Here is a 19,394-nt window from a genome sequence, read left to right on the forward strand (position 1 = left end):
CCCGGGGCAGCGCGGATGTGAGGTAAATCGACACGAAGACAAGGAGACGAAGATGAATCGCAGACTCGGACTCGTCAGCATCGTGTTCTTTGCAGTAGTCGTGGACGGAGGGATCACCTCCTCGCTTGCGGACGTGGCCGGACTCGAGGTGGGCGTCGGCGAGTTGCGCGGAGAAATTCTGTCGCTCTTAGCGCCTAGGGGCGCCGTCGCGACGGAAACGAACGCAAATTACAAGAGCGCTCCGGCGCCCGCGCCTGCGGCTCCTCCGTCGCCTGCCGCCGCGGACTGGCCGAGCTACAACAAAACGCTGACTTCCGAGCGCTTCTCCGACCTCAGCCAGATCAACACGAAGAACGTCGCCAAGCTCAAGGTCTTATGTACCTACGACACCTGGCGATTGACGAGCTTCGAGACGGGCCTGATCATGGTGGAGGGCGCGCTCATCGGTACCACCGAATTCGATATTTTCTCGATCGACCCCTCGACCTGCGCCGAGAACTGGCGCACGCATGAGGAATATCCCGCCTACATTCTGCCGACGAATCGAGGTGCGGCCTACCTCGACGGCAGGTTGTTCCGTGGCACCCAGGATGGGCGCGTGCTGGCCTATGAATTCAAAACCGGCAAGCGGCTCTGGGAGGCGACGATCGGGGACTCGAAAAAGGGCGAAGACGTGCCGGCGGCACCGATCGCCTGGGAAGGCCTCGTCTTCGTCGGCAACGCCGGCGGAGACTTCAAGGGCGGCAAAGGTCACATGTACGCGCTCGACGCCAAGACCGGCAAGATTGTGTGGCAATTCTTCCTCGTGCCCAAGACCGAGGGCGATACTGTTCGCGGGCCCGAGGGCACCTCGCCGCTCGACACTTCGACCTGGAAGAACATCCCGGGTGCTCCGATCAGCGGTGGCGGAGCCTGGACTTCTACGACCTTGGACCCGGCTTCTGGGCGCTTGTATGTGCCCGTTGGCAATCCTGCGCCCGACTACGCTAATGGCGTCCGCCAGGGGGACAATCTCTTCACCGGCTCCGTCGTTGTCCTCGACGCCAAGACCGGCGCTTACAAGAACCATTTCCAGCTTGTGCCCAGGGATTGGCACGACTGGGACGTCTCCAACCCGCCGGCTGTGATCAAGACGATGGGCGGCAAGAGGCTCATGGCAGTGGCGCCGAAGGACGGACACCTTTACGGCTTTGATCTTGCCGACAACAAGCTCTTGTACCGGACGCCGGTGACGAGGATCGAGAATGTGGAAGAGCCCTTCGCTGTCGACAAAGACGTCCATTTTTGTCCGGGCGCCGCGGGCGGGGAGGAATGGAACAGCCCGGCCTACGACTCTCTGACCAATCTCATCCTCACCGGCGAGGTCGAGTGGTGTACGACGGTGAGGATGCAGACCGGGGAAGAAATTGCGGCTGCCCCGCTCGGGCAGCCGTGGACGGGAGAGAAGTCCCTCAATCCGTTCAACGAGTTCGGAAGGTTCTCGCGCTCCGACGGCGTCTGGGCGGGATGGCTTCACGCCACCGACGCCGACACAGGGGTGTGGAAGTGGAGGCTGAAGTCCAATTATCCGATCATGGGCGCCGTGACGCCGACCGCCGGGGGCCTTGTGTTCTTCGGCGACATGGGCGGCAATTTCTATGCGCTTGACGCGGCGACCGGGCAGAAGCTGTGGGGCCAGAAGATCGGCGGCGCGATCGGCGGCGGGGTGATCACATACGCGGTGAACGGCAGCCAAAAAGTCGCGGTGGCGACCGGTTACGTATCTCCCGCCTTTCCTGGCGAAATCAGGAGAGCGAAGATCTCGATCCTGGGCGTCGAAGGCGACGGCAATCGCCAATGACCGACAGTTGTTCGAAGCAGGCCGACAGGCTTCCAACCGCCACATGGCGCGCCGGGGTCGACTGCAGTCTCGCGATGGCGACGTTCCGTGCTTGTGCCTTGAGATGTGACCCGTCGCAAATTCCCAACTCTGGCTTCTCCCAATTTGGAATCCAATTTGGCCTCTGACGAGAAACCTGTAAGCGATCAAGACGGCGAGCATGGCAGCCTCCTCATGCTCGCCATGTTGGCACTCATCGTCGGCGCGGCTTCAGGGTTCGTCGGCGCGCTCTTCCTGCTCTCGCTTGAGTGGGCGGACAGATTTCGCGATGTCATCATAGGCTGGTCGCATTCGAAATCTTTCGCGGGATTATTGGTTGTCGGCATCGTTTGTGCCGCCGCAGCGGCGATAGCGGTCTGGCTGGTAGGCCGCTTTGCGCCCCACGCATCAGGGAGTGGCATCCCCCACGTCGAGGCGGTCCTGAACGGGCAACTGCCGCAAGCACCGTTTCGAATCATACCAGTGAAGTTTGTTGGTGGCCTTCTGGCGATCGGCGCAGGACTGGCGCTAGGCCGCGAGGGCCCAACCGTTCAGATGGCGGCGACGATCGGGCATCTGGTCGGCAAGGTATTTCGATGCAACTGGCCCGACTGTCGGGTGCTGCTTGCCGCCGGTGCAGGGGCAGGCCTCGCTACTGCGTTCAACGCGCCGATCGCAGGTGCCATTTTCGTCCTGGAGGAATTGGTGCGCCGATTCGAGCTACGCGTTGCAATTGCGGCGCTAGGTGCGTCGGCGACCGCCATCTCGATCTCCCGTTTGCTTCTTGGTGATGCGGCAGACTTTCATGTTGAGGAGTTGACCTATGCGGGCGCGGCGACACGCCCGCTCTACTTTATCCTGGGAGCGGCCGCTGGCTTTGCAGCGATTGTCTACAATCGCTTGCTGCTCGGAACGATTGCCGCGATTGGTCGACTCAACCGGTGGCTGGGCGGGCTGCGCGCGGCGCTTATTGGAGCAGCGGTCGGAGTGCTGGCTTGGTTCGTGCCCGACCTTGTAAGCGGAGGCGATGCGATTACGCAACGCGTTCTAGCGGGGAGAGAAATCTTTGCCCTACTTCCAATTGTTTTCCTATTCCGACTTGGCCTCGGCGCCATATCATATGCGGCCGGAACGCCCGGGGGGCTGTTTGCACCGATGCTTGTACTGGGGGCACAACTCGGACTGTTCCTTGGACGGCTCTGCCAACTGGTGTTTCCCGATCTGAACATTCAACCCGAAGGATTCGCTGTTGTCGGGATGGCGGCCTTTTTTGTCGGCGTTGTACGCGCGCCGCTAACAGGCATCGTCCTGGTCGTCGAGATGACGGCAAACGTCACAATGCTGTTGCCGATGCTCGGGGCCTGCTTTACGGCCATGTTGATACCAACGCTGATGCGCGATCCGCCAATCTACGATTCATTGCGGGAGCAAACTCTGGAGCGTGAACGGATGCGCCCCGGGCAGCGGGAACACGCTTGACCCACGGGCAAGCTGATATAGGTCAATCGACTTCGAGCGACCTTGCTTAGCTACGCTGCGGTTGCGCGATAAAGTGCGTCTCTTCGGGAAGCGTTTTCGCGACTGTTCGTGGCAGGCCTAAATTGGTAGCCAACACATCGGGCGGATTCGAGGCTAGCCATGCGTTGAGGTCGTGGGCATGATAGTGCCCGTTGTTGAATCCGAGCAGCAAGCGCAGGATTCCGCTACCGGTGTTGCGGATGTAGTGCCCGGCCCCCATCGGCACGTAACCGACGTCACCCGTCTCGAATTGTTCGGTTACCGTGTGAGCCCTCCCCAAATAAACAGCCATCTCAGCCGCACCCTCAAGATAGTATTGCCACTCGTCGGCGTGGGGGTGCCAGTGAAGCTCACGCATGGCTCCCGGCTCGAGCTCCAGCACGGCGGCGGACAATGTGGTCGAGATCGGAAACTCATTCGCGGTAACCGTCCACTGCGCGCCGCCGCCCGGCGCGCGCCGCGGCTGCTGGGCGCCCAATGGATAGCGATGCGTTGTCAAAGGTGCCGGCTTCGCCTGCGGCGCAGCACGTGCGATGGTGTCATCAGGAACGGGCCCCGCTGCGAAGTAAGCCTCTCCCTTCGGAAGCTTTGCCACCCACTCCAAACCGAGGCCAAGGCTCTGTGAGATGACTGCAGGCGACGTATGCGCCAACCAGTCGGTGATACTCAGTGTATGCTCCTCGGCAAAGGCGCCGTTGTCGAATATCAGAATGAAATGACACTCGCCTGGCCCGATCCCCAGTATCGAATGACCCCAGCCGCGGGGGAAATACCAAACGTCGCCCGGTCCGAATGTATCGGTCGCCGCTCCGTCGGGGCTCAATACTGTGGTGCGGCAATTGCCAGACACAACGTAACCCAATTCGGCAGCATTCGTGTGCCAATGGAGTTCGCGCAGACAACCGGGTTGTAGGCGCATAGAAGCACCAGCAATGCCCTGGCTAACTGGGAACTGCCGAACAGATGCACACCGTACAAGTCCGCCACAGTCAGTACGCGGCGGTTGCTGTCCCAAGCGGTAGCGGAACGACGGCAGAGTTGGGTCGCTCATTTCTGACCTCCTGGCCGTTACATTGGTAGTCGCTGGAGTTCGCGCAGTTGAAGCGCCTGATTGGCGAGAATGTCATTTCAATGGTCGGAGCGCGAGCCGCCGATATTCTTCTACGTTCCCTTCTGGTCATCGGAGTCGCTGGCAAGCACCGTCGGTGCTTGGTCTCTTTCCGGCCATCGATGTGTACCCGACTGCTCGATTCCCGTAGTTTGGGATACTTAATTTATCTTGCCAATCCTTGCTGCTCGAGACTTTCTCCGTGGCGAACGATGCACCGAAACCCGACATGGCTCATTGACGTGTCGATCGGTTGCGCATGGCGAGCTGCCGGACGATAGCGACGGCAATAGTTCGGTGCGCACAGATGAGAGCCGCCCTTCACAACCTTGCGCGGAATGTTGATTTGTGGCTGACACGGATCGTAGCTTGCAGTCTCGCTTCCCCCGCGGGGATTTTCCGGAATACAGCAGGATTTTAGCGCATCGGCCTGATGCTTCGGCGAGTACCAGTCGGCGGTCCATTCCCAGACGTTGCCGATCATGTCATGGACCCCGTAGCCGTTGGGTGGAAAGGCGGTTACTGGCGATGTGCGTTCAAAGCCGTCCTCAGCGGAATTCTGCCGGGGAAATTGCCCCTGCCAGGTGTTGGCCATATGCCGCCCACGGGGGGTAAATTCATCGCCCCAGGCGAACTCAGCCCCGTCGAGACCGCCGCGAGCAGCAAACTCCCACTCCGCTTCCGTCGGCAGTTCTTTGCCCGCCCAGGCGGCATACGCTTCCGCATCACGATAAGCGACGTGAACGACAGGGTGATCATCGAGACCGCTGATCGAGCTGCGCGGACCGTACGGTCGGCGCCAGTTGGCGCCGAACTTGAACCTCCACCACTGGCTCCAGTCCCGGAGATCGACTTGATGTTTCGGCGGCGTGAACACGAGCGAAGCGGCCTTCAGCATGTGCGGCAGCGCACCAGGATAGTCGCTCGGGTCAGGTCTGATCTCGGCGCAGGTGATGTAGCCGGTCGCTTGCACGAACTTACGGAAGGCGCGGTTGGTGACGGGAGTTGCATCGATCCAAAAGCCAGCCACGGTCACACGATGGACCGGTGACTCCTCCGGATAGTGGTTATCGGAACCCATACGAAAGATCCCGCCCGGTATACGAACCATGCCGCGAAGCACATCAGATACTGAGGCTTGTGGTCGTCGACCAGTTTGGTCCAACATCGCGGGTACTCCTCGTGATGGGCACCGCCATGACATCCGCTGAACGTCCTGCCAGAAGGTTGAGCTTTGGATGGTTGGCGCGCTATGCACTTTCGGCACAGGCGTTGCGGTGCGATGGTCCTGGCAGGCCAGAAACTCGGTATGGTCGATCCGCGTCTTGTGGCGCGGAGTAAGGTGCTTGGTGTTGGCCGTTACATATACATGGCACATTAGGCTCACCGCTCGGCCCGCACTTGCGAAGGCGCGCGGCTGCTGATTGGCAACTACCTCTTCGCAGGGTTCGTTACCCAAAATCGCCTCTGTCGAGTTGGCGAGTCAATCAGGCGGCGCTCAAGCTGGGCTCAAAGCGCGACCTCACGGGGAGGGCGGCTGTTGGCGCGAAGCGGACATTCGTTCCCTTCGTTGGGTGCAGGAGGCGCCACGTGAATGGCTGAAGGCCCAAGCGTAACGCGATCGGAAAAATGAACCAGGATGATTGTGGTTTTAGCTTTCGGCAATGCGCCATAGACCCCGCGGATCGAGCAGAACGGCTGATCCGTAAGTGCGCCTGATCAAACCCTCGCGTTCGAATTCGGCCAAGTAGCCGTTCACGGTCTTCCGAGTTAGGCCCACCATTTCGGCGAGCGCCTCCTGGCTGAGCGATAGCACGTATTTTCCGGCTTGCTCCTCTGCCTGCGCGAGGCGCGTGATCCGGGCGGCGAGCCGCTGGCGCGGGGGCAACGCAATCACCTCTGCAGCGAGCTGGAGCAGATCGCGCACCTGCAAATAAAGCAGCGCCGCGACAGCTTGCCAAATTTGCGGCCGTTTCATCGCGATCTGAGTCAGGGCACGGTCGGACGCGAGCAGGATCAGACTGTCATTCATGCATTGGACCGTAACCAATCGCGGGCCTCCGCCAAACCGCGTCGTCTGACCAATCGCGCCTGTCCCTGTCGGAAACCCTAATCGAGCTGGTACGTGAGGTCGAATCGCGCAATGCTTTTGTCTCATGAGAGAAGCATACAGCCTGGTCTGGTCGGTGCTGGTCCTATTGTTCCGGTCGCGGGTCTCGTTGGAAGCTGAGATCCTGATCCTTCGTCATCAACTTAACATCCAGCGACGGCATGTGCCGAAGAGGGTGCCCTTCAGTGCCATGGATCGCCTGATCTTTGTTGGTCTGTATCGTTTGGTGCCAAATACCATCAAGGCGTTCACGATTGTGACGCCGGATACCGTCATCCGTTGGCACCGTGCCGGTTTCAGATCGTATTGGCGCTGGAAATCGCGGCACCGCTGCGGCCGACCAACTGTACCGTTGGAAATTCGCCGGCTGATCCGCGAGATGAGCATCGCCAACCCATTGTGGGGAGCGCCGAGAATCCATGGAGAGCTTCTCAAGCTCGGCATCGAGATCGGACAGACCAGCGTCGCCAAGTATATGGCACGGAGGAGGGGCCCTCCCTCGCAGGGATGGAAGACGCTCCTTCGCAACCATGCGGATGGCATTGTCGCAATGGACCTCTTCGTCGTGCCGAAGATCTCGTTCCGACTGCTCTATGGTTTGCTGATCATAGGCCATGGCCGGCGGCAGATCCTGTGGTTTGGGGTGACCGCGCACCCGACGGCCGAATGGCTCGCCAATCAGCTCACTGAAGCCTGTGGCTGGGAGCAAATCCCTCGTTACTTAATCAGGGACCGCGATCGAGTTTATGGCGAGATCTTTGTCCGCAGGGTTCGTCGATCGGCATTCGAGACCGCCCGACGTCTTTCCGCTCACCCTGGCAAAACGCCTACGCAGAACGGTTGATCGGTTCAATCCGGAGGGAATGCATTGATCATGTCGTAGTCTTCGGCGAACGACATCTGCGCCACGTTCTGCTATCGTACAAAGATTACTACAACGCCACGCGCACTCATTTGTCATTGAACAAGGATGCCCCGGTTCCTCGCGGTGTTGAGCGAGTCGGGAATATCGTATGCCGACCGATCCTAGGCGGACTGCACCATCAATATGGCCGGATGTGATTTACGGTAGGCACAGGCGATGAATTAGATCGACGGTCATAGCTCACGCTCCATCGCTGGATGGCCGCGGTTCTTCACCTTGTATGGGGCTTTCCTTGTCAAGGGTAAACTTCCTCACACGCTGCTCTCTATCCACTTGTCGAGTCCCTCCGGTTGCTTGGGTGTCAGCAAGGCGCTTCCTTCCATTCTCGGCATGAAGGGCCCCCCTTTGCTTGGCCGCGCTGAGCGGTCAATCCCCGCAGCCCGCAAGGGGCACGCCTTTTGGCGCGCGGGATTGACGGCGAAAGCGCGTGCCGAGCGATAATGCGCCATTCCAAGAATGGCCTGGCGGCGAAGTTCACGATCTTCATCTTCACACGCCGTTGGCGTCGTCTTACCCGTAAGCATGACGTCACGTGTACAGCGGCATTGGCACCGGCGACAAAATCCGAGGCGAGCTCGTTATCAGGCGCTGATCGCGCCGCAGCCTTGTATTCGGTCGACCCTTCGAGGATCGCACCATGATGCAATCATGCGCATCGGCGGCGAGCTCCGGGGCGGCGGGTCCATCCTTGATCGCGGCTTGAAAGCCATTGTGAAAAGCGAATCACCACCGCCTCGGATCGTCATCGGCAGACCACACCTCCACGGCCCGCCAAAACTGTCGTGCTGTTATCTGATCTCCTTTCCCCTTCGAAGTTATCGGTTATGACGCAGGACGCAGGACAATGCCGTCCGACATTTCGCCTGTTGTAACGAGACGCCAGAGTGCAATGAGCAGCTTGCGCGCCAACGCAACGATCATGGTCTTGCGCGTGTTACCGCGCCCGTCGGCCGTTCGGGTTTGAAACCATTGAGCCAGGGCGCTGCCCTCTTGGAACCTCAGACAACGCCACGCCAATCGAATCATACCGGTGCGGACGCGAGCGTTACCGGCGCGGGCAAGACCCTTCTCACGCCGGCGTTTGCCGCTCTCGTCCGGGGAGCCGGTAAGACCGGCGTAGCGAGCGACCGCCTTACGGTCGCGGAACTGGCGCGAGAAGACCTCGTTAACCAGCATGTCTGCGGTCTCAACGCCGATGCCGACGACCCGTGCGATAAGATGGACCATTGCGTGTGGGCTTTTCTTTTTATCGCGGTCAGCTTCGAGCTTCTGCAGGCGTGCTTTCTCGATCGCTCGGATTTGCTCACGCACCATGTGCAGACGTGCGAGGTGACGAAACAGCTCTGCACGGGTGTTTTCCGGCAAAAGTGATCCTTCCGCCGAGTGCAGCTCTTTGAGTTGTTGCTCGGCTTTGCGCAATTTCAGCCGAAACCTACGAATGCCAAAGCGGGTGAGGATCGCCTTGATTTGGTTTCCGATCCGCGTCTGCTCAGTGACGAGGCTGTCTCGCTCACGGTTCGGCCGTTTGGCATCCTCCTCTTCGATCGTTGGGATCGCGACCATGCTGCAGTGACGCTTCTCTCCGCGCAGCCATCCAAGTAAGGCGCGCAGCAGCAGTTCCGTATCGAGGCGATCTGTCTTTGCGCGTCGATGTTCGCGTGGCACCGCAATGTGATCTTCCCCCGAAAAAATGGACAGGGTTAAGCTGCTTTTAGCTCCATCTCGATCGGGCTGAGATATCCGATGGCCGAGTGGCGACGTGTTCGATTGTAGAAGCCCTCGATGTAAGCAAAGATATCACGTGTGGCTTCCTCACGTGTTGCATAATGCTGGTGATGGACGAGTTCGGTTTTGAGCGTGTGGAAGAAACTCTCCATCGGAGCGTTGTCATAGCAATCGGCCCTGCGGCTCATCGAGGCTCGGAAGCCGGCGGACTGCATCATCTTGCGATACTCCGCGGAGGCGTATTGAACGCCGCGATCTGAATGGTGGATCAGGCCGGCGCCAGGCCGCTGTGTCGCAATGGCCATCGCTAAGGCCGCCAATGGCAGTTCGGCGCGCAAATGATCCGCCATCGCCCAGCCGACGATCTTGCGGCTGTAGAGGTCCATGACCGTGGCCAGATAAAGCCAGCCCTGATCAGTCTCGACGTACGTGATGTCGGCGAGCCAGATCCGGTTCGGCGCTGCGGCGATGAAGTTGCGCTCGAGCAGATTCGCGGCGATCGGGAAGTCGTGACGGCTGTCGGTGGTGCGCACCCGTCGTGGCCGCGCCATGATGGCCCTGATACCGTGGCGGCGCATCAATCGCTCGATGCGACCGCGGCTCGCCCCGCGGCCCTGAGCCCTCAACTCGGCATGGATGCGCGGGCTGCCATAGCGGCCATTGGTGTCGCGGTGAACCCGCTTGATATCGCCGACGAGCTCACGATTGGCGGCGGCTCGCGCGCTCTCCGGGCGCGCCCGCCAGGCATAATAGCCAGCAGGCGAGACGCCGAGCACGTCGCACATGATCATCACCGGATAGTCGGCACGGCGATCTTCAATGAAGCGGAATCTCATTTCTGAACTCCAGCAAAGATCGCGATCGATTTTTTTAAAATGTCGCGCTCCATGCGCAGCCGCTCGTTCTCTCGCTGCAAACGGGCGATCTCCGCCGCGTGGTCCGCCGACGGCAGCGCCGCCTGCGTCGTGGGGCGCCGCGACGCCGCCGTCGGCTCCCGCCTGGCCCCACGTTGCTCTACCCACCGCCGCAACACGGAATCGCGCAGGCCAAGTTCCTTGGCCACCGATCCGATCGAGCGGCCACTCGATGCGACCAGATCAATCGCTTGCCGCTTGTAGTCGTCCGTAAACGACCGACGTTGACGTCCTTCCATCCGACACCTCCTGGCTCTTCGAGCCTACTACAGGTGTCCATCAGTTCGGAGGAGGTTCAATGCTATTAGGGTGGATCACATGAGCCTCAACACTGCGGATGCGCAGCCAGCGGGCCAGCCAAAAGCCATCGCGTCCGGCCTCATAGGCGACAACGACGCGCCTTATCGGATGCCCGGCCTGGTCAGCCTCCTTGCGCCAACGATGCAAGAGCTTCAACAGCGACTCCGCATCCGCATCGAGCCTTTTGAGCGGCTGGCGTTTGATGCCAGGAACAACCGCGGCTGCCAACCACTTCGATTGAGCCATCTCGATTACGGCGATGATCGTGCTATCCTGCTCGAGGGCGGTGAGGGATCTGCTCGCCTCAAAAGGTTGCGACATGTGGCGCTCCTTTGGTGTCTTTGGACAGAGCGCCGAGCGTGCCACAAACCCTCGCCGTCCGCCCCGCCCCATAGCATCTTGATCCAAAACTTTTGGCGTCCTCCGCGGTACGGCCGATCGCGGTGCTTCGAGACGAGACCCTCAAGGCCCATGCGGCAGGCTGCCCGGAAGAGATCCGGCCCGATCTCCCCGCGCTCGAAAGGCGCCACGGTGATGCCGTCGGGCCGGCGCGCCAATAGTCGCTCCAGGTTCGTCTTGCGCAAACGAAGCGGCAGATCCCGCAAATCGTCTCCAAACGGTCAGAGCCAGCGCGCCTGCGAGGCGGATGTGAAGACTTTGAGGAGGATCCAAGGCGTGAGCAGAAAAAAAAGGAGCATCGCGCTACCTCGCTTTACCGGCCATGTTCATCACCCATACCTGAGTCGCGAGGTTAGAAGGGACGAGGCCAAAAAAGAGAGGCAAGTGGTGCCCGAAAGGCACAATTTTTCCGCAAGGCAGGGTCGCCCAGCTCGATCAATTCAAGGCCAAGGGATCATAGAAGCAATCGCTGGCGGCGCATGCAATGATCACCCCCAAGGATACATTTGCAGAGACGCATCGCCCTTCTCCCTTGAGACAAGGCTAGGCACCCCTTCAGGTTTCGACCCGGCAAGTTTGCAAGCCAAGGGAGTTTCTCACAAACAGGCAGGCGTGCGGCAATAGAGCCGAATTGCGGGTCTCAGAACTCCCGCAGCGGCAGCAACAATTGCACGCCAATCGGCCGGCCGGTGAAGCGCTCGATGAACTCCCGCACCGGATCGGTGACCTCGTGCCCTTCGGCGACCCACCGCTCCAGCTCCCGGGCTACATCCTCGGTGGCATCGCGCGACCAGCCCTCCAGCGGATTGAAGGCGACGACACGTAAGGGGTGGTCATACTGGCCATTAAGGAGGTCATTGATCAGGATCAGGTAGTCGGTCCGGTCTTCGTCCGTCTCCCGCCACGCTGGGCCGCCGCTGAAATCCTCCAGCACCAGGTACATGTCCCGGTCGAGCCGATCGGTTGGGATGATCGAGGGAGCCTTACGCATACGCCACTCCACTGCCGTTGAGAGCTCATCGTGGGTTTACTTCCGCCTCTAAGAATGACCCCCGGCATTGCCGACGGCTGAAGCGGTAACAACAAAGGCCCTCCGGTCACGCTGGCGGGCCTTCATTACGGCAGTTGCGGTTGCCGTCCGCGCCGAAGCGTCGAGTCGAGCACGCATTCCGCCATTTTGATCCTTTCACTGTGGGCCTGTCGGCATTCTTCCCGAATTTGTTTGATCTGGTTGTGGTCGTGGCGCAAATCAACGGCCGCGTAGACAACCACGAGACAAAGAACCACGAATGCCGCGATAGCAATCTTCCTCATGGCAGGCCCTCACTCCAGAACCTCATACTCGAACGCTACACCTTCAGGGTCGTTCTCCTCGAACCATTTTTCTGCGGCGTCGATGTTGGCGAAGACCTTGATGTGGTCGGCATCGCCTACCGCTTGGCCGTGTTGACATAGATGAAGACGGTCATTGATCCCTCTTCAGTTTGCGCCGGCCCCAATGCGGTTCTTTTCTCTTCGGATTGAACGCGTAATGCCGGTTCAAGGCGCGCATGATGCCGATCCGGGCGAGCATCGTCGGGCCGCCTTGCTCTGCCACCAGGATCAGCGCTTCCATGGCAGCCTGCCACGCCGGCGCGTCGTGCACGGCCTTGGGCAGCGCGGCGAAGTACTTGCCGGCATCGCGCAGCGTGACCAGCTTGCGCCTGCCAACTTCTATCGGATCATCGAAAGGCCGCCCCCAGCCTCGATCGGTCATTGGCTATGCTTCATTGGCCGCCTTCCTTCAGCAGCCGCACATAGGTGCCGTTCTCGTGCAGCTTGTTTCCAACCTCAGTGTCAGAATCTGTCGCCTTTGTCATGCGAACGCCCCGGATGATCTAGGCCCCCCGAGTGTTGGTGTTTCTTGCAAGGCAAGCCGAGCAAGAACGAAGAACCAGGAGATCACAAATGATCAGGCCCGTGATCAATTTCGTGGTGCTAGGCGTGTTTCTAACGGCGCTGCTGCTCATTCTGCTCGTACTCGCTCAGGTCTTTGCCCAGGGCATGGGTGGTGGAGGCATGGGTGGTGGTGCGGGAACTGGTGCCGGCAGTGCTGGTGGTGGCATCGGTGGCGGTGCAGGTTCGGGTGGCGGCTTTGGCGGGGGATATTATGATTCGCCTGGTCCAGGCGGTACAGGAGCTATCGCTGGTCATCGTTCGGGCTGGGGTTTTTCAAACCAACAGCCAGGCTCGTCTTACGCGAGGAGCTTGGGTGCGAAAGCGACCAAAAAGCACAGGAAGGCTATGTAACTCTACTCGGCCGTCCGGCAATTCTATCGGATCGTCAAACTTGCCGCGCCAGCCGGTTTCGCGCTTTGCCATTTCCGCCGCCCCAGAGCATCGAATGCGGCGGACCACCCCATCAGCGCGACAGCAGGGCTTCGCCGCCCTTGAGGAGCCTCACATATGTCCCGGATTCATGCAGCTCGAGCCAGCCACGCTCGACCGCTAGCTTGATGCCGGCGCCGAACTCCTCGCCGCTGGCCTTCAGGCTGTAGAGAAATGGCGCGTTGATCTTCTCGATATGGATACGGCCGTCCTGGACGGCTTCGATGCTGGAGGCGAGCTCGACCAGCTTGCGCGCTGCGATATCGGGATTGGAGAAGGGTCGGGCCGGGACGAATTTCATTTTGAAGTTGTCCCCTTTTCCGGAAGCCAAAGATGCAAAGCCAGCGATGCTAGACCGCCGACCAGTCCTCCAAGGATCGGCCACGGAAAGGAGTCCACTGGATAAGTGATCCAGTAGTAAAAACCCAGGCTCACGCCAACAAGGCCCGAGTGCAGAAAACCGAACACTAGACCTATTACCGCCCCCAACAAGGTTGTCACGACGATCGCCATTAGTCGTTTCAGGCTCATCGCTGTTCCTCAACCTCCATGTGCGCCGCCAGCACGTGCCGCTCCGGCGCGGACAGAGCCTCATCGGTAACCCATCGCAGAGATCGTTGGCTTGTTCCAATTGAAAGTCCGGGCGGATGTCCGCACCGCGGCGCCCGCAGACGCTGCAGGTAAAGCGCGGTTCGACATCGGACAGGCGCACCTCGTCGGGCCAGCGATCGGCGCTCAAGGCCACGTTGTGGCTGCAACGATAGTCGGCGCAATAAACCAGGACGCCGCGCACGCCCATGTCGCGCATGTCGCCGAAGGTAATCTTGATCGGGCGGTGACCGGGCGGTGTGCAGTTCTCACGTCGGACAGGCTTGCGCATTCCGCCATCAAAACGCCGACGTAAGCACCTCGCAAATTATCGATTCCTCTTGGCTCAGATCGGCCGCGAGCTACTGCACATCGTGGCCCTTGCCGGCTCTGTCTGGGTCGCCTTGGCGAGAGGTACCAGACCTAGCACAGCGAAACGGACTTGTCGGCGATCCCGGCAGGAAAGTAGGACTCCTACCCATCAACGGCTCGCAGTCCCAAAAAGGAAACCTTCCCGCCCGCCCGGAAGCATTCCCGGCCCGCCCCCTGAAGGCTCAAAAAAAGCAAATCATTGGCAGACAACAACAAGACTTTCTGCCTAGTGCCTCCTTAAGTTGCAATGTTGGCCCGCAACCGGGTGATGGTGTTGGGATCTTGCATCTCGCGCGCAAATCAAACGAATAGCTTTTGTCACCGACCCGCGCTGCAGTTCACGTGCTTGGACACAGCCAACGAAGCGGCGCAACTGGTCCGGGGTCGCGTTGCCCACTACGTCGATTGGTTTCCCGCGCGCGCGAAGTTTCAGGACTCGTAACTCAAACATAAACAGGAAAATGGCTAACTCTGTAAAGTTCATTCGCCGCCTGGCGAAGAATATCGACAGGACTCCCAAGGACAAAGGGCTAGAACTGACGATCAAGGTTGTGATGTATGACAACGGCATGGTTTCGGTGAATGGCGCGGGCTTCCGCGATGGAAGGCTCTACGTCAACCCCATGCTTGGAGCGAGTCGCCAGATTTTGCAGTTGCTCGAAGAGCTCGCGCTGCAGGCTGCAAAGCGCACCGGCAAACGCGCCGCTATCACACGCCGACGCAATCGAAACTATCCGGCTAACAGCCGACGCGCTAGCAAAGCGGCACGGACTCGTGCCACCGCGTGAAGTGGCAGGACTCATAACATGAAGAGTGGACATATCGGTGGACTGTGTGTGCTTGGCCTGTTGGCCTACGGCGGATTTAAAGACGGCGGGCACACCATACCAACACCAAAGCAAATCAGCACTGCGGCCACGCCTGATTGGCGAGCTGATCATTGGCGAGTCGATGCCGAGAAGGCAGAACGCGAAGCCAAGGAGGGCGAAGCTATTGGCATCAAGAGGCCCGATGAAGCCGGTCGAGAAGCCCGCCACTCCAGAGCCGACGTGCAAGCGCGGCAATTGGCGCGCATGCGAAGACAACGCCGCCGTGATTGCGTCATGGAAGGGCGACGATCTCGGCAACGGTTGTCGCGCTGCCTATGAGGCGCAACCCGCGACGTTCTCAATCCTTGGCCGATGGCAGCGCGTGCCGTTCCCCATCTTCGGGCACGAAACGACCACGGCTTTGCACTCGGCACCGACCGGCGTCATCGTCACAGACTACTTTGCCGACTACTCGTCGAAGATGGCACCCATTGGCGTCGATTTCGAAGTCGACACCACCATGCACATCATCTGCACTTACGATCTCGAAAAGGATCGAGTTGCGGATTTAAAAGTCACCGTTAGCAAGCGGTGACATCGGTTGAAGCTGTCAACCGTGTGGCGCATGTGGCCACACAATGAAGTCTCAAGGGGCACAACAGGGAACTAAATTGAAAAAGCTACTTACAATCGCTGGCCTCGTGCTCGCAATGACGGCGTCGGCTCATGCCGATCCACTTGACTTCCACGATAACCGACTCGCTCCGGGCAAGTGGCTCACGATTCATACCCGAACCAATCCGGACAACCGTGATCTTTATGGCTGCTACGAATGTAAGAACGCGGTCGAGGCCGAGAGCCTTCGCGGGTACAACTATTGGGATGGCAGAGACGAAGTTGCCGAGTACGTTCGGCAGCACGATCTCGACCATACCATCCATGATGATCGGGATTACTGGAAGGATACCTGCATGAGTCTTGCTTCATACCCTGTTGGCGGTGACATAAAATACAAAATCGCCGACGTTAAATTCTATCGCAACATCCAGTTCATCTGCCTTGAGCCTGAGATCCACAACATTGACGTTGGAAGTCCCAACGACAAAAGACGAGAGCCCGAGAAGAACGCCAGCCCTGATCGGCCAATCTGCTTCTGGACGACTTAATGAGCATTCAAATGAAAAATTGTGTGACGGTGAACGCATACGGAAGGCAACTAGATCAGCTACGCGGAGAGGCATCCCGCATTTCAAGAGGTAACAAGGCGGACTGGTGGATCGAGCGTGGTGACAAAGGAACGCATTTTTGCTTCGAGGACGCCGAGACAACAAAGGTGTTCGCCTCGATCTGCGAAAACCTCGCTATTCCGTATAGGGAAGCCTGATGGTCCGCTGTCACAGTTCGGGGCTCTTTGATCCAACCGCGCGAGGACACTGCCACCGCGGCCGAGTATGGTCCTGGGTGTGAAAAGCGTTGCGAGGTTGCGCTGCGTCGGCTGCGGTCAGCGGCTCTAGTAAGCGCGCGGAATGAAAGAGGCCGCCAACTGAGGCGACCTTTCTTATTCAGCGAGCGTCACAAAAAGCAGCCAGCCGATCACCACCATCATCCACGCTAGCGCAAAGATAAAATAGAAGCTATCGCGCCTCACGGTCGTGCCCGCCAGCCAGCTACACACCAAGTTCTTCTGGAGGGTAGGGCGTCACGCTGACGCTGTCCTGACAACCGCTGATCAATCTCAAGTGAACCGGACGGACAATGAACAAGCGAATTAGGACACTGCCGGATTCAACTTAGGCCACTAGGGGTTAAAACAGGCCAGTGTCCTGTGAGGGTGCCGCCGGAATCCCCCGGCGGCTCATTGCTCGTTGTCATCCTCCCGACCGCGGCGCCAACCATGGTCCCAACGTGGACCGCAATAGCCATAGCTATGGCGGTACCGATAACGCTCTCGCCACTCGTCGCCATCATCATAGCGTCAGGGCGGTGAAAGGGGGGGGAACGCAAAATCCCTGCCTTGATGGCCAGATTGGCCAAAAAAGGTTAGATATCATGGGATTAGACCTGCGCGCAAACGAGCCGATTCGCTTCAAAAGCCGCGATTGAGAGCGGTGCGCTGAGCGTGTCGCCAAAACGACAAAGGCCCGCCGGTGCGGGCCTTTCGGGGCACCGAAGAGCACCAAGCTTACTCAACTGGAAACGGGCGCCCACGACGACTTTGTCGGTCTTCTGAGCAATCATTTCATTAATCCGAATTACTGAAAATCGTTGGTTCCAAAAGCCAGCGGATAATACCTTCAATCGTAATCATCCGCAACTTACGGTGCATATGACCGAAAATGCGCGCGTTCCGAGAATGGAACTCGCCGAACGTCTGCGCTTCCAAAGCGTTTTAGGGTGGAGCGAATTTCATGACGGGAGGAGATCGTGAAACGCCTTCGGTTCAAACCGGACAAAGCGCTGGGAGAACGTCTGATCAAGGAAGCCCGGCTAGCAAGAGAAAAGGCAAAGCAACTACCACCGGGCAAGGAACGTGAAGGCCTATTGAGGAAAGCCCACGAGGCCGACATCGTCGCCCGTATTGATGAATGGTTAAATTCGCCAGGTCTTAAACCACCCATCTAGAGATCGAGGCCCGCCGGTTCACACTGGCGGGCCTTCATTCTTGCCGGAGTGCCGCGGCGCGGCTCTTGAAGTATTCGAGGACGAAGATGCGTATCGCGGACGATAGATTATCTTGCCGGCGGTTGCGGTCGATCTCAGCAACCAGATCCGACAGCGTCATGTCGCGCCGGCTGGCGATCTCCTTTAGGCTCGTCCAGAATGCCTCTTCCAGGCTGACACTGGTCTTGTGGCCGCCGATGACAATGGATCGCTTCACGACGGGGGATTTCACGCTTCCTCGCGACCTATGGGTACTCCCGCCCGGGTCAGTCCGATCCTGCAAACGAGAACGGCTCCGGCGCGCGAGGCTGGAGACACACCAGAGCCGTCCCTCCCTATGCGCACCGCCGCGCGCAAATCCATCGTACCGTCAAAGAGCGGCAAAGGGATGCGCGCACTCGGAGTAGCCCAGAAGCTCCGTCGGTACTTGACGCCGAGACTCGCTGGCGGCCCTATCTCACGAGCCTGTACCTCCTCGCCGGCTTCCGTCGCGGTCCCGTGCCGGACTGGGCCGGCCTCGGTTCAAGGCTCGCATAATGCCAATGCGAGCGAGCATCGACGGTCCACCTTTCTCCGCTACCAGGATCAGCGCTTCCGTCGCGGCTTGCCACTCCGGCGCGTCGTGCACGGCCTTGGGGAGCTTCGCGATGTACTGACCGGCATCGCGCGGGGTGACCAGCTTGCGGCCGTCCACCTTGATTGGGTCGTCGAAAGGCCGTCCCCAGCTTCGATCGGTCATTTCAGCCCAGCCCCCAGAGTTGTCACCTGAGCGTAGAATTCACCTAGTTGAATGCGCCCCCGGCTCGCTTAGGACATTATTCCCCCATGCAAGCCGTAGAGATGCGAGCGAGAGCCATAAAGTGCGCGGAACTGGCCAAGAAGGCCAACCCGATCACTCGGTACTTCTACATCCAAGCCGCTCAGCAATGGCACCACATGGCCGCGCAACTGGAACTGTTGGAGCGCGAGCGGGTGTATCGGATCATTCGGGACCGTCCGGAATAATTTAGCAGTCTCCATTCGAGGAACCAGAATTTTGAACGTGCATTAATTGCTCGTCGGACGCGGGATAAGCCCATGACTGACAGGCAAAAAGAACGGATTGAACACCAGGTCGGCTCGATGCTTGAACGGCTGTCTCGGGGGAACGATTACACGCGTGAACTGGTGGAGCACTCAAAGGAACAAATCAGGCGCTCCCTGAAACTTCTCAAGCGCTCCGAGGACCCCAAAGACGAGTAGGGCCGCCTTCCGCGCTCCATTGGTCGAAAGCGGTCCGCGCCGTGCCAGACACTGCGCAACTTCACGAGACGGTCTATGATCGGCTCGCGATGAAATCGGTGCGCAACTACACGAGTTTCGGTCCGTACAGGCCCGCCGCTTTGCCAAATCATCGAAAGGCGAAAGCGTTCTTCGAACCGTTCTCGACGGAGAAGGGTCCCCGCACCGGCGAAAGCTCTCAAGATCAAACGCAAACGTCTGGGCCAACTGCGACTTGAGCAAACAACAGCTAGGCCCAGGTGCCCGAGTCGGTGAATCACGAGTTAATTTTCCGGCAAATTTCGGCGCTTGCCGATCCCCCGACTCAGTCTATGACGCCTTCGTCGCACGAAAAAAGCGGGTGCACAGATGCAAAATTCGAACGACGTCGCGAGCAACGGGATACTTCGGGAGCCAGGCGGACGACCGCCGCCGCTCGATTTCGCCGGATCAGGCGGGTCAACTCGGCTCAGTTCGATT

Annotated in this window: 23 protein-coding genes and 1 pseudogene; 12 read left to right on the forward strand and 12 right to left on the reverse strand. The window is 59.4% G+C overall.

What is annotated here, in order from left to right; all coding sequences use genetic code 11:
- The first annotated feature begins 52 nt into the window (after positions 1–52).
- Positions 53–1,840: a PQQ-binding-like beta-propeller repeat protein gene (locus NLN62_RS36085; RefSeq protein WP_254111963.1), complete on the forward strand. Its 1,788-nt coding sequence runs from the start codon at positions 53–55 to the stop codon at positions 1,838–1,840.
- 156 nt (positions 1,841–1,996) lie between these two features.
- Positions 1,997–3,337, forward strand: a complete 1,341-nt coding sequence (gene clcA, locus NLN62_RS36090; RefSeq protein WP_254111964.1) for a H(+)/Cl(-) exchange transporter ClcA — start codon at positions 1,997–1,999, stop codon at positions 3,335–3,337.
- A 46-nt stretch (positions 3,338–3,383) separates the two neighbouring features.
- Here clcA and NLN62_RS36095 read toward each other — a convergent pair whose 3' ends face one another.
- The 3 genes from NLN62_RS36095 to NLN62_RS36105 all read right to left on the reverse strand — a co-directional run bounded on the left by NLN62_RS36095 (position 3,384) and on the right by NLN62_RS36105 (position 6,516).
- Complete coding sequence (locus NLN62_RS36095) at positions 3,384–4,427, reverse strand: cupin domain-containing protein (protein WP_254111965.1); 1,044 nt, start codon at positions 4,425–4,427, stop codon at positions 3,384–3,386.
- A gap of 223 nt (positions 4,428–4,650) precedes the next feature.
- The gene (locus NLN62_RS36100; protein ID WP_254111966.1) at positions 4,651–5,652 is read right to left on the reverse strand and encodes a formylglycine-generating enzyme family protein; all 1,002 of its coding nucleotides are present in this window, start codon (positions 5,650–5,652) and stop codon (positions 4,651–4,653) included.
- Between the two features lie 483 nt (positions 5,653–6,135).
- Positions 6,136–6,516, reverse strand: a complete 381-nt coding sequence (locus NLN62_RS36105; protein WP_254111967.1) for a Crp/Fnr family transcriptional regulator — start codon at positions 6,514–6,516, stop codon at positions 6,136–6,138.
- Positions 6,517–6,703: 187 nt separating this feature from the next.
- On the opposite strand from NLN62_RS36105, the gene NLN62_RS36110 reads away from it, so the two are divergent.
- Positions 6,704–7,438 (forward strand): hypothetical protein, encoded by a 735-nt coding sequence (locus NLN62_RS36110; protein ID WP_254111968.1) that lies wholly within the window; start codon positions 6,704–6,706, stop codon positions 7,436–7,438.
- Entirely contained in the window at positions 7,435–7,656 is a 222-nt protein-coding gene (locus tag NLN62_RS53705) for a hypothetical protein (RefSeq protein WP_371932902.1), read from the forward strand. The genes NLN62_RS36110 and NLN62_RS53705 overlap by 4 nt, the downstream gene beginning before the upstream one ends.
- A 685-nt stretch (positions 7,657–8,341) precedes the next feature.
- Here the strand turns inward: NLN62_RS53705 and NLN62_RS36115 are convergent.
- The 5 genes and pseudogenes from NLN62_RS36115 to NLN62_RS36135 all read right to left on the reverse strand — a co-directional run bounded on the left by NLN62_RS36115 (position 8,342) and on the right by NLN62_RS36135 (position 11,848).
- The gene (locus NLN62_RS36115; RefSeq protein WP_254111969.1) at positions 8,342–9,184 is read right to left on the reverse strand and encodes an IS110 family transposase; all 843 of its coding nucleotides are present in this window, start codon (positions 9,182–9,184) and stop codon (positions 8,342–8,344) included.
- A 35-nt stretch (positions 9,185–9,219) separates the two neighbouring features.
- A protein-coding gene (locus NLN62_RS36120; protein WP_254107522.1) for an IS3 family transposase occupies positions 9,220–10,397 on the reverse strand; the annotation gives its coding sequence in 2 pieces (ribosomal slippage) (positions 9,220–10,100 and positions 10,100–10,397; 1,179 coding nt in all).
- 40 nt (positions 10,398–10,437) lie between these two features.
- Positions 10,438–10,824 (reverse strand): hypothetical protein, encoded by a 387-nt coding sequence (locus NLN62_RS36125; protein ID WP_254111970.1) that lies wholly within the window; start codon positions 10,822–10,824, stop codon positions 10,438–10,440.
- Positions 10,710–11,072 (reverse strand): annotated as a pseudogene (locus NLN62_RS36130) (hypothetical protein); the annotation flags it as partial. The gene NLN62_RS36125 and the pseudogene NLN62_RS36130, both read right to left, overlap by 115 nt.
- Positions 11,073–11,497: 425 nt before the next feature.
- Positions 11,498–11,848, reverse strand: coding sequence for a hypothetical protein (locus NLN62_RS36135; RefSeq protein WP_254111971.1), 351 nt, complete (start codon positions 11,846–11,848; stop codon positions 11,498–11,500).
- A 140-nt stretch (positions 11,849–11,988) separates the two neighbouring features.
- Here NLN62_RS36135 and NLN62_RS36140 point away from each other — a divergent pair, with 140 nt between their 5' ends.
- On the forward strand, positions 11,989–12,312 hold the full coding sequence (locus NLN62_RS36140) for a hypothetical protein (RefSeq protein WP_156944415.1): 324 nt from the start codon (positions 11,989–11,991) through the stop codon (positions 12,310–12,312).
- Positions 12,313–12,322: 10 nt separating this feature from the next.
- Here NLN62_RS36140 and NLN62_RS36145 read toward each other — a convergent pair whose 3' ends face one another.
- Positions 12,323–12,613 carry a hypothetical protein gene (locus NLN62_RS36145; RefSeq protein ID WP_027524101.1) on the reverse strand — a complete coding sequence of 97 codons (291 nt, stop codon included), beginning with the start codon at positions 12,611–12,613 and terminating at the stop codon, positions 12,323–12,325.
- 191 nt (positions 12,614–12,804) lie between these two features.
- Here NLN62_RS36145 and NLN62_RS36150 point away from each other — a divergent pair, with 191 nt between their 5' ends.
- The gene (locus tag NLN62_RS36150; protein ID WP_156944416.1) at positions 12,805–13,146 is read left to right on the forward strand and encodes a hypothetical protein; all 342 of its coding nucleotides are present in this window, start codon (positions 12,805–12,807) and stop codon (positions 13,144–13,146) included.
- Between the two features lie 112 nt (positions 13,147–13,258).
- Here the strand turns inward: NLN62_RS36150 and NLN62_RS36155 are convergent, their stop codons facing one another.
- On the reverse strand, positions 13,259–13,525 hold the full coding sequence (locus NLN62_RS36155) for a hypothetical protein (RefSeq protein WP_027524102.1): 267 nt from the start codon (positions 13,523–13,525) through the stop codon (positions 13,259–13,261).
- A complete protein-coding gene (locus NLN62_RS36160; RefSeq protein WP_156944417.1) occupies positions 13,522–13,755 on the reverse strand; it encodes a hypothetical protein in 234 nt (77 codons plus the stop codon). Before NLN62_RS36160 ends, NLN62_RS36155 begins: the two co-directional genes overlap by 4 nt.
- 890 nt (positions 13,756–14,645) lie before the next feature.
- Between NLN62_RS36160 and NLN62_RS36165 the strand changes: the two genes are divergently transcribed.
- The 5 genes from NLN62_RS36165 to NLN62_RS36185 all read left to right on the forward strand — a co-directional run bounded on the left by NLN62_RS36165 (position 14,646) and on the right by NLN62_RS36185 (position 17,615).
- Positions 14,646–14,972 carry a hypothetical protein gene (locus NLN62_RS36165; RefSeq protein WP_027524104.1) on the forward strand — a complete coding sequence of 109 codons (327 nt, stop codon included), beginning with the start codon at positions 14,646–14,648 and terminating at the stop codon, positions 14,970–14,972.
- Positions 14,973–15,195: 223 nt separating this feature from the next.
- Positions 15,196–15,588, forward strand: coding sequence for a hypothetical protein (locus tag NLN62_RS36170; RefSeq protein WP_254111972.1), 393 nt, complete (start codon positions 15,196–15,198; stop codon positions 15,586–15,588).
- 76 nt (positions 15,589–15,664) lie between these two features.
- On the forward strand, positions 15,665–16,159 hold the full coding sequence (locus tag NLN62_RS36175) for a hypothetical protein (RefSeq protein WP_156944419.1): 495 nt from the start codon (positions 15,665–15,667) through the stop codon (positions 16,157–16,159).
- Complete coding sequence (locus tag NLN62_RS36180) at positions 16,159–16,377, forward strand: hypothetical protein (protein WP_035662897.1); 219 nt, start codon at positions 16,159–16,161, stop codon at positions 16,375–16,377. The genes NLN62_RS36175 and NLN62_RS36180 overlap by 1 nt, the downstream gene beginning before the upstream one ends.
- A gap of 1,040 nt (positions 16,378–17,417) precedes the next feature.
- On the forward strand, positions 17,418–17,615 hold the full coding sequence (locus NLN62_RS36185) for a hypothetical protein (RefSeq protein WP_254111973.1): 198 nt from the start codon (positions 17,418–17,420) through the stop codon (positions 17,613–17,615).
- A gap of 34 nt (positions 17,616–17,649) precedes the next feature.
- Here the strand turns inward: NLN62_RS36185 and NLN62_RS36190 are convergent, their stop codons facing one another.
- The gene (locus tag NLN62_RS36190; RefSeq protein ID WP_027524110.1) at positions 17,650–17,886 is read right to left on the reverse strand and encodes a ribbon-helix-helix domain-containing protein; all 237 of its coding nucleotides are present in this window, start codon (positions 17,884–17,886) and stop codon (positions 17,650–17,652) included.
- An 845-nt stretch (positions 17,887–18,731) separates the two neighbouring features.
- Between NLN62_RS36190 and NLN62_RS36200 the strand changes: the two genes are divergently transcribed.
- On the forward strand, positions 18,732–18,896 hold the full coding sequence (locus tag NLN62_RS36200) for a hypothetical protein (RefSeq protein ID WP_156944420.1): 165 nt from the start codon (positions 18,732–18,734) through the stop codon (positions 18,894–18,896).
- The last annotated feature ends 498 nt before the right edge of the window (positions 18,897–19,394 follow it).

The organism is Bradyrhizobium sp. CCGUVB23 (assembly GCF_024199885.1).
Taxonomy (GTDB): Bacteria; Pseudomonadota; Alphaproteobacteria; order Rhizobiales; family Xanthobacteraceae; genus Bradyrhizobium.

Excerpts from the sequence above, each read along its gene's own strand:
- NLN62_RS36085 (WP_254111963.1), top strand. The coding sequence starts at position 53 with ATGAATCGCAGACTCGGACTCGTCAGCATCGTGTTCTTTGCAGTAGTC.
- NLN62_RS36095 (WP_254111965.1), bottom strand. The coding sequence starts at position 4,427 with ATGAGCGACCCAACTCTGCCGTCGTTCCGCTACCGCTTGGGACAGCAA.
- NLN62_RS36100 (WP_254111966.1), bottom strand. The coding sequence starts at position 5,652 with ATGTTGGACCAAACTGGTCGACGACCACAAGCCTCAGTATCTGATGTG.
- NLN62_RS36105 (WP_254111967.1), bottom strand. The coding sequence starts at position 6,516 with ATGAATGACAGTCTGATCCTGCTCGCGTCCGACCGTGCCCTGACTCAG.
- NLN62_RS36135 (WP_254111971.1), bottom strand. The coding sequence starts at position 11,848 with ATGCGTAAGGCTCCCTCGATCATCCCAACCGATCGGCTCGACCGGGAC.
- NLN62_RS36145 (WP_027524101.1), bottom strand. The coding sequence starts at position 12,613 with ATGACCGATCGAGGCTGGGGGCGGCCTTTCGATGATCCGATAGAAGTT.
- NLN62_RS36150 (WP_156944416.1), top strand. The coding sequence starts at position 12,805 with ATGATCAGGCCCGTGATCAATTTCGTGGTGCTAGGCGTGTTTCTAACG.
- NLN62_RS36155 (WP_027524102.1), bottom strand. The coding sequence starts at position 13,525 with ATGAAATTCGTCCCGGCCCGACCCTTCTCCAATCCCGATATCGCAGCG.
- NLN62_RS36160 (WP_156944417.1), bottom strand. The coding sequence starts at position 13,755 with ATGAGCCTGAAACGACTAATGGCGATCGTCGTGACAACCTTGTTGGGG.
- NLN62_RS36165 (WP_027524104.1), top strand. The coding sequence starts at position 14,646 with ATGGCTAACTCTGTAAAGTTCATTCGCCGCCTGGCGAAGAATATCGAC.
- NLN62_RS36170 (WP_254111972.1), top strand. The coding sequence starts at position 15,196 with ATGAAGCCGGTCGAGAAGCCCGCCACTCCAGAGCCGACGTGCAAGCGC.
- NLN62_RS36180 (WP_035662897.1), top strand. The coding sequence starts at position 16,159 with ATGAGCATTCAAATGAAAAATTGTGTGACGGTGAACGCATACGGAAGG.
- NLN62_RS36200 (WP_156944420.1), top strand. The coding sequence starts at position 18,732 with ATGACTGACAGGCAAAAAGAACGGATTGAACACCAGGTCGGCTCGATG.